The sequence below is a fragment of the Bacillus sp. JZ105 genome (genome assembly GCF_053903125.1).
Genome location: NZ_CP096387.1, coordinates 398,928 through 417,287, shown reverse-complemented (window position 1 = coordinate 417,287; position 18,360 = coordinate 398,928). Strand labels below are relative to the sequence as shown.

The window sequence follows — 18,360 nt, the reverse complement described above, 5'->3', positions numbered from 1 at the left end:
CTTTACCCCTTTATAATCGTTTGAAGAATCCGTGCCAGTTCATCTGCCTGCGGTCTTTTCATCATGGTGACATGGTCGCCTTTGATGTGGTAATACGAGCACGACTCTTTCGTATAAGCCTCCCAGTCTGCGAACTTCTTCTGGAAATCGCTTGCGTGATCACTGCTTTGGACAATATAAAATGGCACAGGGAATGGTTCTTTTTCTAATTCAATGGCTTGTGACATGATCGTATTATGCGTTTGCATTTGTAAATATTTATCTAAATATTGATCATTCATGAATTGATGAACAACTTCATCCCTTTCTGCCTCTTTGAGAATTTTCTGCTTCACTTCTTGGAAGCTCAATCCTTGTAAAGCTTCTGGCTGAATGCCGACCAGGTTCCCCATTCCAAGGACAAGCGCGAGCATTTTCACTTCTTCTTCGTTCATATCGGCATGAAGTGCCTGATCTGCCTCATCTCTTAGCACTGGCACCGTATCTAAAATGATGAGTCCTTTCGGTGCTTTTCCTGCATGGCAGAGCCGCTGATTCATTCCGTAGGCAAGATGCCCGCCCATTGAATGCCCTGCCAGATAGTCAATCCCCGGACGATAGAACGTCTCAATAGCTTCAATAAAAAGGGGCACAAGCTCCGTATAATGGAGGAATTGCGGCTCTTCATCCTCATATAGGCCAGGAGACTGCAAGGCATACACAGCACCTTGATGTGTCATGAGCTTAGCAACATCAATATAGCCCATCACCGTTCCACCAGCAGGCGGCGCAAAGAATATTCTCGGTTCGGCTGGATCGCCTTTTTTCAGCTCGATCACGTAGTCCTTCGGAGACCTTTCGACGTTCTCAGCGGCTTCTGGCACTGCGTCCAAATGTGCGGCTAATTGCGCAGGCGCCGGGTGCATGAAAATCCATTTTGGATCAACACGAACACCTTTTTCTTTTAATTTGGCGACAGCCTGAATACTCATAATGGAATCGCCGCCCAGATCAAAGAAGGAGTCATGTCTACCTACTTGCTTCACACCAAGCACTTCCTTGAAAGCTGCGACAATCCGCTCCTCCATTTCGGTGACCGGTTTGTCATCCTCATGGGAAAGGGAGATTGTTTCTGTTGGCTCTGGCAGTGCTTTTTGATCAACCTTCCCGTTCGTTGTCACCGGCATTTCATCCAGTACGACAAAGTAACTTGGAATCATATAGCCTGGCAGGCTTTCCTGCAAAAAGGCTTTCCAGCCCGGAACAGGGTTTTCTCCGTTTGTTACAAGGTAGGCCGCCAGCCGTTTTAAGCTGCCATACGTTTTGGCGATGACTGTACATTCTTTGACTTGTGGATGCTTGAGCAGGGCTGTCTCAATTTCTCCGCATTCAATTCGGTAGCCTCTAATTTTCACCAGGTGATCTTTTCGGCCGAGGTATTCAATGGTGCCATCTAACCGCCATGTACCAAGGTCGCCTGAACGATACAGCTTGTCTCCCTTTAGTTCAGGGAAGGGATTGTCAATAAACCGCTCCTTTGTCTGCTCTGGATCATGAAGGTAGCCTTTCGCAAGGCCGGTTCCACCGATATAAATTTCTCCTTTGACGCCTGCTGGTACTGGATTGAGCGCATCGTCTAATATGACAACAGTTGAGTTTGACACCGGCACACCAATTGGAACTGATTTTGCGCCTGCTGGCACGTGTGTGACTTGATGTGTTGTGGCTAATGTCGTGTTTTCTGTTGGACCGTAAGCATTGACGAGCACACCTTCCATATGCGGCAGTGCCTTTCGTGCATGCTCACTAGACATGGCTTCCCCGCCAACGAGTAATGTGCGGTAGCCTGCCACACTTTTCGGATCGTGCTCTACCAGTCGATTAAATAAAGCAGTTGGCAGACAATTGGCTGTCACTTGATACGTTTTGATGAACTGCGTTAATTCTTCCATATTCAGTGCTGCATATTTTGGGAGCAGAATCAGCTGACCGCCATTCAGTAGCATCCCCCATAATTCAAATGTAAAAGCATCAAAAGCATAGTTTGAGAGCTGAAGCATCTTGTCATCTGGACCGAGCTTGATATAGTTTGTTTCTCTAACTAAGCGGACAACTCCTGCATGAGGAAGCATCACGCCTTTTGGTGTACCTGTTGAGCCTGATGTGTAATTGACATAAGCGATCTGGTCTTCCCCTATGATCGATGCTTCTCTTTGATACACTGCATTTGTTTCTGGTATTGGCTTGTCCATGATAATCTTTGTACCTGCAAAGTCTACTAGACGGTTTGCAAAATGAGACTGGGTGATGATCACATCGCTTTGCGTATCACGAATGATGAGACGGATGCGTGCATCAGGATATTCAGGTGACATTGGAACATATGCAGCACCAGATTTGACGATTCCTAGGACCGACACAATCATGTCAAAGGAGCGATCAAATAGCATCGGTACGAGGGAGCCTGGTCCAATTCCTTTTGACTGCAAGTAAGCAGCAAGCTTTGTCGCCTTCTTATCCAAAGCTTCATATGTCATGTGTTCATCCATATAGGACAAGGCAATACGATGCGGATCACGCTGCACCTGCTCTTCAAACAATTCTTGAAGCGTACGCTTTGGATATGGCGTATCCGTTTTGTTTTTCCCTATAATCATGGCCGCCTGTTCCGCTTTGTCCATTAAACAATAATCAGCAAATGTACGCTCAGGCTGTTCTGTCATGCCATCTAGCACATGGAGATAATAGTTCATATAACGATGAATGGTCTCTTGATCAAATAAATCCGTATTGTATTCCACCTGAATCGACAGCTGCTCTTCCTGTTCAAAAACATGCAGGGTGAGATCAAATTTAGATACTGTATGATGGACCATTACATGTTCACTTGTCAGCCCTTTAAGGTTTACATCGAGCGAATCGGTGACATACCCCATGGCCGCCTGAAAAATAGGGGACCGGCTTAAATCTCTATCTAACGAAAGGTCATCGACAAGCTTGTCAAATGGATAATGCTGATGCTCAAACGCTTTTAATGTCATCTCTTTCACGTTTTCCAAAAGATCGGCAAACGTCTCTGCTGTTGAGACGTCCTGTCTCAGCGCAAGTGTATTCACAAACATTCCAACGAGCTGCTCTGATTGCTTGGCATCCCGGCCCGCGATAGGCGATCCAATGATGATATCTGTCTGTCCGGACAGCTTGTGAAGCAGGACGTAGTACGCGGACAGCATCGTCATGAACAAGGTCGTGCCCTGCTGCTTGGACAAAGCCTGCAAGCGGCGGATAAGCGGTTCATCCAGTACGATTTGCTCTGTAGCACCGTTAAATGTTTGAACCGGCGGACGAGGACGGTCAAACGGCAGCTCCAGCACTGGAAGTTCACCTTGTAACGTATTGAGCCAATAGGCTTGGTCTTCTTGATGATGCTTTAATTGTTCATTTTCCCAATGTACATAGTCTGTCCATTCGATTTCTAAGGCTGGGAGCTGCGGCGTTTCATCTGCAAGCAGCGCTTCATACGCCACTTCTAATTCCTGAATGAGCAGGCTGAGTGACCATGCATCTGAAATGATGTGGTGCTGCGCGCAAAGGAGATAATACTCCTCCTTGCCCATATCTACTATCGTCCACTGCGCAAGAGGTCCTCTTTCTAAATCATAAACGCGGTCTGCCTCTTGCTGAATGAGCTGCTTGAGCCTTCTCGCTCTTGTTTTTTCATTAAATAACGAGAAATTTGCCACAGTCACAGATGGCGGAAGGTCTTCGCGAATAAGTTGAACCGGCTTGCCGCCAAGTGATTTAAATACTGCCCGAAGTGCTTCATGCCGCTTTGTTAAAAGGCCAATCGCTTTTGTTAATGCTTGAACGTGTAATGGTCCTGTCAGTTTCCAAGCACCTAATATATTGTAATGATGGCTCTTTTCTAATGTGGATAAGAACCAAATACGCTTCTGGGCATGTGACAGTTCATAGCTTGTTTGCTTTTCAAGCTTTGGAATTTTGGCTTCCTGAACGGCTGGCGCCCCTTTGATGTCATCAACCATTTGCGCCAGATGTGCCAGATGTTTGCTTTCAAATAATATTTTTAAAGGCGCCTTCATTGAAAATTCATGATTGATCCGGGAAATGGTTTGAGTCGCCTTTAGTGAATGTCCGCCAAGGTCGAAAAATTGATCCTCTTTGTACACACGATCTACTTCTAAAATGTCCTCCCAGATGGCGGCAAGAAGCTGCTCTGTCTTCGTTTCTGGCAATTGCTTTTCAAGGCTTTGTCCGTTTTTGCCATGATTCAATTTGAGTGCTTCATAATCAATAGAGCCATCTTGCTTTTTCGGTATTTCCTGTACTTGCTGAATGTCCCATTTGCCTTCTAAGACGCGCGTGATCTCTTCAACATGCACTTCTTTGCCAGGCTGAACGGTGTAAAAAAGCTTTTTCTCAAAGACCGGTATTGGAGCTGGCTGAAGATACCCGGCGATGTCTGGATTTGCTCCGTCCAGACCGATAAACAGATGCGCTTCATTGAGCCGGACACCTAAACATAATGAATGGAGACCTTGTTTCTTTCCAATCAATTGAAATCCCTTGCGAACGGTGAGAGCTGCTCCGGTATGACCCTTAGACAAACCGAGATTATCCCACATACTGAAGTTCAAAGAGATCGCTCGTCTTCCTTCTTGAAAGGTGAGAGCGTGCGCGAGTCCATCTAAAAAGCTGTTAGCCGCAGAGTATGCCCCAAATGTTGTGCCGCCAAAAAAGCCATTGACCGATCCAAAAAAGACAAACGGTACTGTCGGATCATACTTAAAGGCTTCCTGCAGGACCCATGCCCCGTCTGCTTTCCCTGACATTTCTTTTGTGAAATCCTCTTCTGACGTATGAGCCAGTGTATACTTGTCCGCCTGCTGAAAATGCTCAGACACATTACCAGCACCAGCCAAATGCAGCACACCCCGGATCGATTGTCCAAAATGCTTTTCTGCTTCATAAATCGCTTGTTCAACGTCACGTAAGCTGGTCACATCCGCTTGGATATAAATGACGTCACCAACATCTTTTAGCTGTGAGAAGGCTTCTTTCTTTTCCAAGCTGTCTTCCAGAGATGTCCGTCCAATCAGTACGAGCTTTAAGCCAAATTGGAGCATCTGCTTAGACAGCTCAAACCCAATCCCGCCAAGTCCTCCAGTCAATAAATAAAGACCTTCATATTCTAAAAATCCTTCTGTTTGAGGTGATTCGATCATATTGACTTTTTCCAGCTTTGGTACGAATCTGTCCCCATTTCGGTAAGACACCTCTGCTTTTATATGAATCGCAGACAATTCTTCCGCAATATACTTGGCGTCCTGTTCTACATTCTCCGCTTCAATATCAAGATGAGACACCTCTGCTCCTTCCCATTCTTGCGGAATGGTTTTGAGCAGACCTGCAAGCGGCGTTTTCTCCACATGAAGATCGTCTTCAGGCTTCACAAATTGACCACCTTTTGTCACAACGACAAGACGGATGGGCTCTTTATTTGCTTGTCTCAAAGCTTGATACAAGTACAAAATGGATTGATTGGTTTTGAACTGCGCAGGATCAACGATGTCTTCTTTGTCTGACACATTCCACAGATGGAGCATGCGCCCGATCTTTAGTTCATCTGCTTCAAGTGCGGCAACGAGCCTGACGTAATCCCCCTTGATTCTCGGATTTATCTGGTACATCCCTTTGGACAGACGCAAAAATTCATGCCCTTTCCTCACAGAAATATATGGCTGATTCTTTTGCTCAAATTGTGTGTAAAGCGATTGATAAAGTCCTTTTTCATCTTCAAAAACGAGTACATGATCAGTAAAAAGCTGAGTTGGACCGATATGCTCCTTAGTCCAAATGCGTTTGAAAAACCAGTCTGGGAGAGTTTGTTCATTTTCAGAAGCAAGATCCAGTGCCTGTTCAATGTCACGGAAGGCTCCTTCTTTTAGTGCTGCGCCTAACTGGGCACGCTGAATTTTCCCACTCTCCGTTTTTGGAAATTGGTCTTTTTTCACTGGAATGATGTGATCAGGCTCTATGCCGATTTTTCGAATGATGGCCTCTCTTATCTGTTGAATTATCGCGATTTGTTCCTCTATTGAATCCCTTTGTGAGACAAAAAAGACGGCAAGCGTGTCATTGCTTGATTCGGGATTGTAAATGCCGTACGCAGCGGCAAAGGTGACTTCCACCCCGTCCACCTCTTCTACAACCGCTTCAATTTCGTAATTCAAATAGTTAGCGCCGTTGATCACAATGATGTCTTTTTCTCGACCTGTCAGAACGAGACGCCCTTCATGAATAAACCCTAAATCCCCTGTGTGAAACCAGCCGTTTTCCGCAAAAACTTCTTGATTGGCTTCTTCATTTTGATAGTAGCCCATCATAATTGTTGGACCCTTCACCTGCAAGCGCCCAACCTGATCTTCTGGCAGCACCTCGTGATGCTCATCTACAATTCGAATCCATACAGACGGAATCGGCGTGCCGACTTCTGTAAACGTCATCTTGTTCGGATGATCGTGCGTCACATATTCGATCTCACTTGTTAACGAGGTCTGATCAATCGTCAGCTGTCCATCCTGTGCACTGTTCCGCATAAATTTCTTTGACTGAACAATGGCTGAGGATGTTTCTGACATGCCGTAAGCAGGTACCATCGCATGACGGCTTAATCCGTGCTGGCCCATGATGTGCATGAAGCGCTTTGTGACTTTCGGGACAACCGCTTCGGCTGCATTCATGATATAAGTCAGAGTGGACAGGTCCCAGTTTCCCTTACGAATGTCGTCTTCATATTCATTCATCATGGCAAAGGCAAAGTTTGGCGCCCATGTCCTTGTGACACCGTATGTTTCTACCCAATCCAGCCACACCATCGGCCGCTCGATAAATTGATCGATGGATGGACTTATCTGCTGGCAGCCAAGGTAGACGTCATGTACATGAAACATGACAATTCCACCAACATGATCAAGCGGCATCCAGTTAAGCGACACATCCTCATGTGTAAAGCCGTTTACCTGCTCAAAGGCCATAATTCTAGATAAAATGCTTTGATGATGATGACGGATACACTTTGGTATACCCGTACTTCCTGAAGACAGCAGCTGCAGCACAGGCTCATCCGGCTCCGGCTCATAATGCTGTTCATCTGGTTCATACGCCAGCAGCGTTTCAATTGTTAAGATAGGCATGACTTTCGCTTCAAATGTCTCACGCAGCCCAGCAATGTCCTCTGCACTTGCTTCATTTGTAATAATGAAAGGTTCATTTTGCAGCTGAAATACGCCCTTCAGCTTATTCACCCCTTGATTCATTTCATCATAAACAGGCGGTACAGAGACTGGGGTCGGAATGATTCCTCCGAGAATACAGCCCCAGAACACCGTGATAAAATCTTGATGGTCTTTCAATTGAAGTAACACTTGATCGCCGTTTGACAGTCCTGCTGCCCTTAAACCAGACAGAACCCGTTCAGCGCTAGTTAGCAATTCAGGATAGGTTTGGGTCAACGTACGCCCGTCTTCTTTCAAATAAGTCACCCCGCGGTCTGGTGACATAAAGGCTGATCGAATCAGCACCTCTGTCAGTGTGACAGGTGTGCCTGGTTTTTTGATCACATCTCCGCCATACACAAGTGCAGGCGGCTTCTCATGGACAGATGATGGTTTTGCTTCGCCCGCTTCACTTTTCGAAAGCGGTCCGTTCCCTTGAGTACGCTGTCGATCAGGAAACAGGTCATCTAGATGATAGGGCGTGCGTTTTTCTGACTGACTTTCAATGAAAGCGGCCGCTTCCTCTACTCCATCTATAGCTTTGGTGCGCTCTTCTATCTTTCTTAATTCCTCTTGATCTATGATTTCAATTGAAAGCAGTGCCTCTTTGTCGACTGCTCCACTTTCTGTCTTTGGCAAAGAAGGTAATAAGACGAGAGCGGCTGGCACTTCATGCGGATGAAGCGGCCCTTTCTTCAGATCCTCTCTTGTCAGCGAAGCGTCCTTCGCCTGTGCAAATAGCACAAGCGATAGACTCCCTTCTTGATTTTTCTTCGGAATGATTGCACATTCCTTTAGCGGAAAATGAAGCATCATGACTTGCTCTAATGCTTTAAGATCCATCCGTTTTCCGTTGATTCTGACGATATGATTTGCTGCATGTCCTTTTCGTCTACTCACTAACATCGTTCTTCTCCTCCTACATCCAATCCAAAATCTGAATCTTGTTTTCTTCAGTCCAAACGCCGACATCCCCTGTCGGATAGAGGTATTCGCCAGTTTGATGTTTGAATGGATGCGGAATTTTATGCGTCTCCATCCAATCGGCAAGCTCCCCGCAAATTGCTTTGATATCCTTTGCGCCGATAAAAATATCTCCAGAAAACCCCACCGGCATGAGCTGATGCTCTTCGCTCAGGACATAAATTTCCGTCTCACAGGAAGGATCATGCACACCTGAATAGACCTCTTCTTGATCTGGGTACAGCACGCTGACTTGTGCGTTTTTCGCCCAATCGGTGATCATCCGCTCTTTTTCTTCATTCGTCACGATCGTGAAGGAAGAGAGGGGTGTCTCCATTTGTTCTGTCATCGCTTCAAGTGTATGGATCAGCTGCTGCATCAGCGCTTGAATTTGCTTTTCTGTATATTGATTGAAGCGATATGTGACCCGAAGCTCCAGCGTATCTCCCGGAACTGCCACAAAGGTCAGGTCATAGTTCGTTTCTTCATGACTCGCAATATCTAAAATGCTTACTCCGTATGGCTCGATAGATTCAATCGGATAGTTTTCAAACACGACAATGCTGTTAAACAATGAATCTCCATTTGGGATATGGGTCAGCTGCTGAATATCCGGCAGTACGGTATATTCGAATTCCCGCATCTGAAAAACTGTGTCCTGTGTATGTGCCAGCAGCTTGGAAATGGTCCACTCTGGCGTGATCGGCAAACGGAGCGGCAATGTGTTAATAAAGAGCCCTGTCATGCTTTCAACCTGTGGTAAATCCGCCGGCCGTCCTGATACTGTCACTCCGAACACAACATCCTCTGATCCTGAATGAAGATGCAAAAGCAGCCCCCATGCTGTTTGAATCAATGTGCTCATTGTCACCTTCTGCGTGCCTGTCATCTTTTCGAGTTTCTGCTGCATCTCGGGCGTTAGTTTGATACTTAGCTGATCAACACCTGCTTCTTCATCCGAAGCATGCCCGTCGTCTCCTGGGAGCGGTGTAGCCTCCTCTACTCCTGACATATAACGTTTCCAGAACTCTAGCGCCTTCTCTTGATCCTGCTTTTGCAGCCACTCGATAAAATCTTTATATGGACGTACAGCGGGAAGATCCACCTCCCGTTCATCCACAAGAGAGCGGTACAAAGAAAAGGATTCTTCAATAAAACTGAACAAGCTCCAGCCATCGATTAAAATATGATGAAAGCTAAAAACAAACGTGCATGTGTTTTCATCACGATGGAATAAAGCAATACGAATCAGCGGTTCTTCCGTATTTTCTAGTTTGAAATCCTTTGAACGATCTGTTTGCAAATAGTGCTGGATGGCTTCCTTCTGATCTGTTTCACTCAGGTGGCGCACATCGTGCTGAGTGAGGTGAATGCTTCCTTCTGATTGAATCAACTGAACAGGCTCCTTTAACCCTTCCCAAGCAAATGTTGTCCGCAAAATCGAATGACGCTCTACAAGCAGATTCCAGGCCTTTTCATAGGCTGCGCCGTCCGTTAAGCCTTCGAGTGTCATATGCACTTGACCAAAATACGCCTGTGACGCTTGATCTAATAGTGCATGAAAGAGCATCCCTTGCTGCATTGGAGATAGTGGATACACATCCACTACATTGTCTGGTAGCTCATCGATCTGCTCTTGCGTCAGCTGAACCAGTGGAAAATCAGATGGCGTAAAACCGCCTTTTGTCTCTACACAATGCGTCAGAATATCCTCCATTTTTTCTTTGAACCGTTCAGGTAATAGGCGCACCTCTTCATACTGAAGCATTTCACGATTAATCATAAAATTCATCTGAAGCTGACCGTTCACAACATATCCGTATACATCGATCAAATGCTGTCTTTCTGCTTTTGGATCATGTACATGTCCATTTCGTTCATCTGCTAAATAAAGATGTGCTTCACCGTCTATTTGATCTAACTGTCCAAGATAATTAAAGCTCATCTGCGGCGCGGCCTTTTTGAGGAAACGAGATGCTGTCATATATTGAAGCAAGCCATAGCCGATTCCCTTTTGCGGCACAGCTCTTAAGGTTTCTTTGACATCTTTGATTTGTCTCTCAATATCGGTTTGAATAAAAGGAATAAAAATAGGATAAGAGCTTGTAAACCATCCGACTGTTCGTGACAAATCCATCTGTTCAAATAAATCCTCGCGTCCGTGCCCTTCTAACGTGATGAGCAGCGGCTTTCCAACGGCTTGCGTGAGTCCTGATAAGAGTAAATCGTTTACCTCTGTTCGGTACGCTTGTGATGCCTGCCTTAGTAAAATATCTGTTTGATCCTTCGTCAGTTGAATAGACAGGATCTCTGCATGTTCTTCTATATTGAAAAGTGCAGGTGTTTGAAAAGGAGAACCCTCTTCCTCTTGGCTCGTAATCTTTTGCCAAAAAGGAACCTGCTCTTGTAATTGATCGGTTTGTGCATATTCATAAAGAGCATCTGCCCACTGCTGATAGGACGCAGTTTTCTTTGCAAGCTCGATTTCCTGCCCTGCCGCAAGCTGCTTCAGTCCATTTAATATGTCTTCCTGTATGATGCGCCATGAGATTCCATCCATTACAAGATGATGGGCAGCGATAAAGAGTTCAGACGTGCCATCACTTGTGTGAAAAAGAATGGCTTTGATGACTTCTCCCCGCTCTAATGACAACGTTCCTTGACAGGCGGCGGTCTCCATGCGGATTTGTTCCAGCGCTTCCTCCTGAGTAACATCCGTCAAATCAAAGAAGGTGACACAAGGGGTGATGCCAGGCGCACGAATGGTTTGAATCCATGCTCCATCTGCTGTTTTTGTATACATCGCTCTCAACATATCGTGATGATCGACAATTTTTGAGAGAACCTGTGTCAGCTGCTTTAGCTGTATGGATTGCTTGAATTCCATATGCGCTGATAAATTCCAATAATCTTGATTCGTCATTGATTGCTCAAAGAACCATGATTGGATTGGAAGCAGACGAACAGCTCCTGTGACAGGCGACTGGTCATAGAACGCAGCAGCATCTGACCTTTTCATAGCAAGTGCCAGCTGTGAAATCGTCTGTTTTTCAAATACATCTCTCGGCTGAATGACATAGCCTTCCTGCGTTAAACGCGCCACCATTTGTATGACAATAATCGAATCTCCGCCAAGCTCAAAGTAGTTATCATGTACGCCAATCGAAGGCGTACCGAGCAGCTGAGTCCACACTTTTTCCAGTACGCGTTCTTCCTCACTGATTGCCCTGTCAGCCGGTTTGTCCACTTCTTCCTGTCTCCACTCTGGCGGCGGGAGACGTTTTTGGTCTACCTTGCCATTTGCCGTGAGCGGGAGTTCCTCCAGCTCTATTAATAGGCTTGGCACCATATAATCTGGCAGTATTTTTTTTAATTGATGGCGAATGTTTTGCGTGGTCATGCTGCCCTTTTGGACAAAATAACCGATCAATCGCTTGTGGCCACTCTCATGCTGATGCGGAATGACCGCACATTCTATAATGTCTTCAAAACGCAGCATAGCGGACTCAATTTCTCCGCATTCGACGCGGTGTCCGCGAATTTTCACTTGATGATCGATTCTTCCAAGGCAGTCGATGATGCCATTTGGCAGCCAGCGGCCCATATCGCCTGTTTTATATAAACGCGCTCCTTCTTGGAAAGGATGCGGGATAAATGATTGCGATGTTTTTTCTTCATCTCCAAGGTAACCGAGTGCAAGCCCTGTACCGCCTACGTAGATCTCTCCAATAACACCTTGCGGAACCGGCTGCAGCTGGTCGTCTAGTATATAGGCCTGTGAATACGCAATTGGCTGACCGATAGGAACTGTTGCCTGCCCCTCATCCAGTGCCCGAATGTGATGCACACAGGAGAACGTCGTATTCTCAGTTGGTCCATAGCCGTTTAATAGGCCTACAGGTAAATAAGGCAGCGCTTTACGGATATGAGCAGCTGACAAAGCATCACCACCGACCAATAAGGCGTCGAATCCAGATAAAGCTTCTGGATGTTCCTCTGTTAATCGGTTAAACAGCGGCACCGTCAGAAATCCTGTTGTGATCTTGTAAGATGTCAGCGTGTCAGCTAGTGTATCCATTGATAAGATCGTATTTCGATCGGTCAGTATCAGCCTTCCCCCGTTGAGCAGGGCTCCCCATATTTCATACGTAAAGGCATCAAAGGAAAAGCTCGCGATTTGTAAAATACGCGTTTGTTCATTAAGGGTGACATAATCTGTTTCGCATACAAGCCGGATGACCGCTTGATGCGGAATTAAAACCCCTTTTGGCTGACCGGTTGATCCTGATGTGTAATTGATATAAGCGAGTCCATCAGGTTTTAAAGCATCAGACTTGAGTTCTGCCTCTGATAAAAACTCTTCATACCCCTGATCAAGACAAATGAGCTCGGTTTGACTGATCGAGACTTGTTTCAGCCATTCATTTTTTGTCAGTAACAGCTGAATACCTGTATCCCTCAGCATATAATCAATGCGTGCATCTGGATATTCAGGATCAATTGGGACGTAGGCCCCACCTGCTTTCACAATCGCCAGCACCCCAAAAATCATTTCAGGCGACCTGTCGATCAGAAGCCCTACTGGTTCATGCGGCTTCACTCCTCGCTGCTGCAGATAAGCGGCAAGCCGGTCGACTTTCTCTTGTAACTCCTGATACGTCCACTTATTTTCCCCAGATTCGAGGGCGATCGCATGAGGTGTCTTTTTCACCTGCGCTTCAAACCGTTCTGTGATGAGAAGCGGGCCTGCTGGTTGTTCTGTTGTGCCGCTCCATTCATAGAGCAGCTGATGCCTCTCTTTCTCTGGCAGGTAATTCATTTGTTTGATCGGCTGTGCTGGATTTTCACAAATACATGCAAGCAGCTGCTCGTAGTAACAAAGGAACCGTTCCATCGTGTCGTCAGAAAATAAGTCTGCATCATACTCCAGTTTTAATTGAAGACCTTCCGCCCCTTCAAAAACAAACAGAGAGAGATCGAATTTGGCTGTATCATTATCTTCAATGGCTAAAACAGATGTCGCCTCACCCATCGGAGAAGCTTCAAGGGGCAGGTTTTGCAGAACGAACATGACCTGAAACAGCGGCTGTTTCCCAGCCTCACGTACAATATTCAGCTCATCTACGACCATCTCAAACGGCACATCCTGATGCGCATAGGCGCCCATTGTTGTTTCCTTCACTCGCTCTAATAGCTCTGTGAAAGCCGGATTCCCGCTATGATCGATCCGAAGTGCCAGCGTATTCACGAAAAATCCGATGAGCTGCTCCATCTCCGCCCGATTTCTCCCAGCAATGACGGAGCCAATGACAAACTCATCCTGTGAAGACAACCGATGCAGCAAGTTAGAGAAAGCCGAAAGTAATGTCATATAAAGGGTGCTGTCTGTTTTCTGAGAAAGAGCAGCCAGCTGGTCAGACAGCGGCTTAGATAAGCGGTATTTTTTCGTTTTTCCCCTATAGGATTGAACGGCCGGACGCGTGTAGTCATACGGCAGCATCAACTCTTCCACAGGTACCGCAAATTGCTCCTTCCAATAGGAAAGCTGCTTCTGAAGCGTTTCTCCCGTCAAATACTCCTTCTGCCATAGTGCGTAATCTGCATATTGAATCGGCAGCGGTGAGAGATCAGGCTCCCTCCCTTCGATGATCGCTGTATACCATTCGGACAGCTCCTTTGCGGCAATGCCAATCGACCAGCCATCTGACACGATGTGGTGAATAGACATCAGCAGCAAATGATCTGTTTCTGACAGCCGAATCAGCTTCGTGCGAAAGAGTGCATCATGCTCTAAGCGGAAAGGCGTGCCCGCTTCTTTTTTCGCCCACTCAGCCGCTTTTTGTTCTTTTTCTTCCTGTGATGCCAAATCTGATACATCGACCACCTCAAGCGCTGGAAGGGTCATATGCTCATGTATGATCTGTACCGGTTCATCGCCGTTCATCGCAAAGGATGTTCTGAGCGATTCATGCCTTTGCACCATTTGCTGCAGGCTGTGCTGAAGCACCTTTACATCTAAAGGTCCATTCATCCGAAAGGAAATCGTATTATTGTATAATGGCAGATCAGGCTGTAATTGATAGAGAAACCATTGTCTTTGCTGGGCATAGGACATCGGAAGCTCCTGACCCTTTTCTATTTTCCGTATCAGAATCGCTTCATCGGCTTTGGCATGTGAATCAATCCACTCCGCTAACTCTCCAAGTCTCGTATGCTCAAAAAGAACAGCGAGCGGCACGTCAAATCCCGTTTTCTGTCTAACAGCAGACAGCATTTGCGTTGCCTTCAGCGAATGACCTCCGAGTAGAAAGAAATGATCACCACAGCTGATGTTTGAGACATCAAGCAGTTCGGACCAAATGTGTGCCAAGAGTTTTTCCATCTCGGTTTGAGGTGCTCTGTCCTCTGAAGCATGTCCGCTTTCCTCTATTAATTCATTGAAATGCACTTCGTCCGGCATCCCATCCTCTGTTTCTTTCCAGTATTCTTCAGGATATAGATGGACGGAATATTCACCAGAGAGACGAGACTGTATACACGTATAAATGGATTGATACAGCCTTTCTTCAACAGCCTTTGTTTGATCGGTTTTGAAAAAGACATATATGACCTGCTCTGTTTGAGTCTCCCCCTGTATCATCTCTTGAATTTCCTGCTTCGATCGATCCAGCCCGATATAAATGAGGGGAACTTCTGTCATCATGCATGCAAGCATTGTTTGAATGCCCGCCCGCTTTGAAATCGGGAGATAGCCCCTTTCTTTTAGCATGCCTTTGATCATTGACCCTTCACTCATTCCGGTCTCATCCCACATGCTAAAGCTAAAGCAATATGGCTTTACTGTAGATGTCAGCCTCTGATAATGAGCAAATTGTTCAACGAACTCATTGGCCGCACAATAAGCGCCAACGGTCATCCCGCCCTTTAACGTTCGAGCTGACGAGCTAGAAAGGAATAAGACATTCTCCCGTTTAGAGGCTGCTTCATGTAGCGCAATCGTGCCATATACCTTCGCCTCGTACATCGCATCTAATGATACAGACGTCATATCACGAAGCAGCTCTTCTTGAATGATGCCAGCGAAATGAATAACGCCATGCAGCCTTTTACCAAAAGCCGTCTCCTCTCTTGAGATCAGGGCTTCAATGGCTTTTGCGTCAGTAATGTCTACTTTTTCATAAAGAACTGTACCACCTTGCTTTTCCGCTAGATTCTCAAGTGAAATCAATACGTCTTGCTGCTTCTCAGATAAAGCCTCTCTCGCTTTTCTTCCAACCAGCACAAGATGCGCTTGATAGGATGTCAGCAGGTACTCACTAAGCATCCTCCCAATGCCGCCAAGCCCGCCTGTCATCACGTAAAGCCCGGATGATTCAAATGGCGGTTTCTTCATCCTTTGTTCTTTTCCCAGATGAAGCGGTGTTAAAAGAGGAGTATAACGAACACCTTCACGATAAGCGGCGATATGATGGCTTGTGTCATGTGTTAGCTCTGTCATGATCGATGATGCATGAGAACGGCCAGCATCCGGTTCTGTCAGAGAAAAATCAAGACACCGCACCTTGATAAACGGCCATTCATGCTGAACAGCTGTCATCAGTCCTGCTGTCGTTGCTTTCTCCACATCATGTGTTTGATCTTCCGGCAAATTCATCGCATGAGCAGAGACAAAGGTGATCTCTACCGGCTCCTCATAGGCAGCGACCGCTTTAGTTACATATAGTGCACTCATACTGCCTGTTTTCTGGCCTTCTTTCGCCAACGCTGCATGAAGTGTGTCTTCTTGAGTTGTGTAGTTCCAAAGGTGAATGATTTGTTTCACCGAAACGCCATACGAACGGAGCGTCTCAAAGAGTTGTTCGTAGTCAGACGGCCGATTCGGGTGGATGATGAAGTGTGTATGTGTAAGTTGTGTGAATGCTTGACCCGGTTCAACCGTAATATATGTTTGTTTATTGCTTGAAAGGGATCTCAATTGATCTGCCAGCCCTAATGTGTCTGCAAAGATCACCATATTCCCTTCTGTTTGTTTTTCCGCTTCATGAAGCGGAGCAGGTGTCCACTTCTTTTGTAAACTCCAATCAGGCAAGGTGTGTTCATTTTCAAGTCTGATGTCCAGCTCCTTGATGATTTCATCGAATTCGCCTTCCTGCCATCGCTTCTTAAGCTGTGCCCTTTCTATTTTTCCAGAGCTTGTTTTCGGAAAGGCGTGCTTCTGGACAGGGATCACACGCGATGCAGACAACCCCATTTTTGTTGCAATATGGGATTTGATATTCTGACTTGCCCTCATGATATAAGAAGGTTCATACAGCTTCGGTGTAAAAAAGAGAATCAGCTCGTCGGATGCAGATGCTTCCATCCGGGCGGAACAAGCGGCTACAAAGCTCGTTTCGACGCCGGGTACTTCCTCTGCAATGACTTCTATTTCATAGTTGTGATAATTTTTCCCGTTGATGATGATCATGTCTTTTTCTCTTCCGGTTAATGTCAGCCTTCCTTCGTGCAGAAAACCTAAATCCCCTGTGTGAAACCAGCCGTCTGTTTGAAAGACTTCTTGATTCGCTTCGTCATTCTTGTAATAGCCCTTCATTGTCGTCGGCCCTTTAATTTGCACACTGCCAATATGATCTTCGGGAAGAAGCTCATGCTGATGATTAACGATACGAATCGTGATACCAGGAATTGGTCTTCCCAGCTCTGTAAAGCTGACAGTTCCTGTCTCACGTGCCTCCGCTGGTCTTAGCTGCTCTGTGAGTGATGTTTCCTCAAAGGTTAGAACCCCGCTGCTTTCATCTCCCCGCTCTATCGCAAAAGAGAAGACAACGGCTGAAGAGATTTCAGACATGCCAAATGCCGGTCTCATGACGTCTCCCTTTAAGCCGTGCGGAGCAAGTAAGTGTAAAAATCGGTGAATCGTCTTCGGTACGACCGCTTCAGCCCCATTGATCATACAGGTCATAGCAGAAAGATCCCAAGATCCTGATGAAATGTCTTTCTCATAATCATTGATCATCGCAAATGCGAAGTTAGGCGCCCATGTCTTCGTTGCACGGTAGCGGTCCATCCAGTCAAGCCAGCGCAGCGGCTGAGCGATAAAATCATCTGTTCTTGCCCGAACCTGCTCACAGCCCGTGTACACATTGACAAGGTGAAACATCACAATACCGCCAATATGATCTAAAGGCATCCAGTCTAACGACACATCCTCTTGTGTAAACCCATTGGCTGCCACTGTTCCTTTGACATTCGCCAGCACGCTTCGATGAGAATGCTCTACGCATTTGGGCATCCCTGTACTTCCAGACGTTAAGATAAAAAAGACTGAATCATCCGGTGTCGCGGGATAAGCTTCTATATCTCTCGCTAAAGAAAGCATCGGCTCAACGGCTGCGACACGTAACTTGTCTGTATGCCACAATAAAGCTAAACCTTGCACCTCATCAATCAGCGAGTCATCTGTTAAAATGAGCGGATGCTCCAACAGCTTCCACGCATGATGAAGCTTCTTCACGGAGGCATTCATTTCCCGATAGGTCGGTGCAGCGGACACTAATGTTGGAACAAATCCGCCTAACACACACGCCCAAAAGGCTGTTACCATTGCATGATTGGATGAAAACTGAAAGAACACAGGATCACCAGGTTCAAGTCCGAGCGCCCTCAAACCTGTCAGCACCCGCTCGGCGTCCTCCTTTAACTGTGCGTAGGATTGCGTGAGTTCATTTTCACTATTGACGATATAAGTCAGCCCATTTGTCGTTTTTGCTGCCTCTGTTAAAGCGTCCTGCAAGGTTTGGGCTCCTGCCTTAACATCTAGATCCCCTCCATAGGAAAGGGCGGGCGGCATGTCCGCTAAAGCAAGGGAAGCCGTTTGCGTCTGTATCGATTCAGCTGCGGCCTCCTGCTCCATGTGATTGTCGAGAAATAAATGAGAGAGGTGATATGGCCGCGGTCGAATGGTTTTTTCACGAGAAAAAACAGCGAAGCGTTCGATTTCGTTGGTTTGTAAAATGGTTCTCTGTACATCTTGTAAAATCGTATCCATTGATTCATGTACATTTGATTGGTTCATAATTGATGGTTTCATATGAGTTCCTTTCCTTTTTTATCAGGCAGG

2 protein-coding genes are annotated in these 18,360 nt (G+C 46.2%); both read right to left on the bottom strand.

Annotated features, from left to right (window positions below; genetic code table 11):
* Positions 1–2: 2 nt before the first annotated feature.
* Complete coding sequence (locus M1D81_RS01990; RefSeq protein WP_456265786.1) at positions 3–8,183, bottom strand: amino acid adenylation domain-containing protein; 8,181 nt, start codon at positions 8,181–8,183, stop codon at positions 3–5.
* A 13-nt stretch (positions 8,184–8,196) separates the two neighbouring features.
* Positions 8,197–18,330, bottom strand: coding sequence for an amino acid adenylation domain-containing protein (locus M1D81_RS01985; protein WP_456265787.1), 10,134 nt, complete (start codon positions 18,328–18,330; stop codon positions 8,197–8,199).
* Positions 18,331–18,360 lie beyond the last annotated feature (30 nt).

What these genes read in the sequence shown, in the direction of transcription:
- M1D81_RS01990 (WP_456265786.1), bottom strand. Translation starts at nt 8,183, where the DNA reads ATGTTAGTGAGTAGACGAAAAGGACATGCAGCAAATCATATCGTCAGA.
- M1D81_RS01985 (WP_456265787.1), bottom strand. Translation starts at nt 18,330, where the DNA reads ATGAAACCATCAATTATGAACCAATCAAATGTACATGAATCAATGGAT.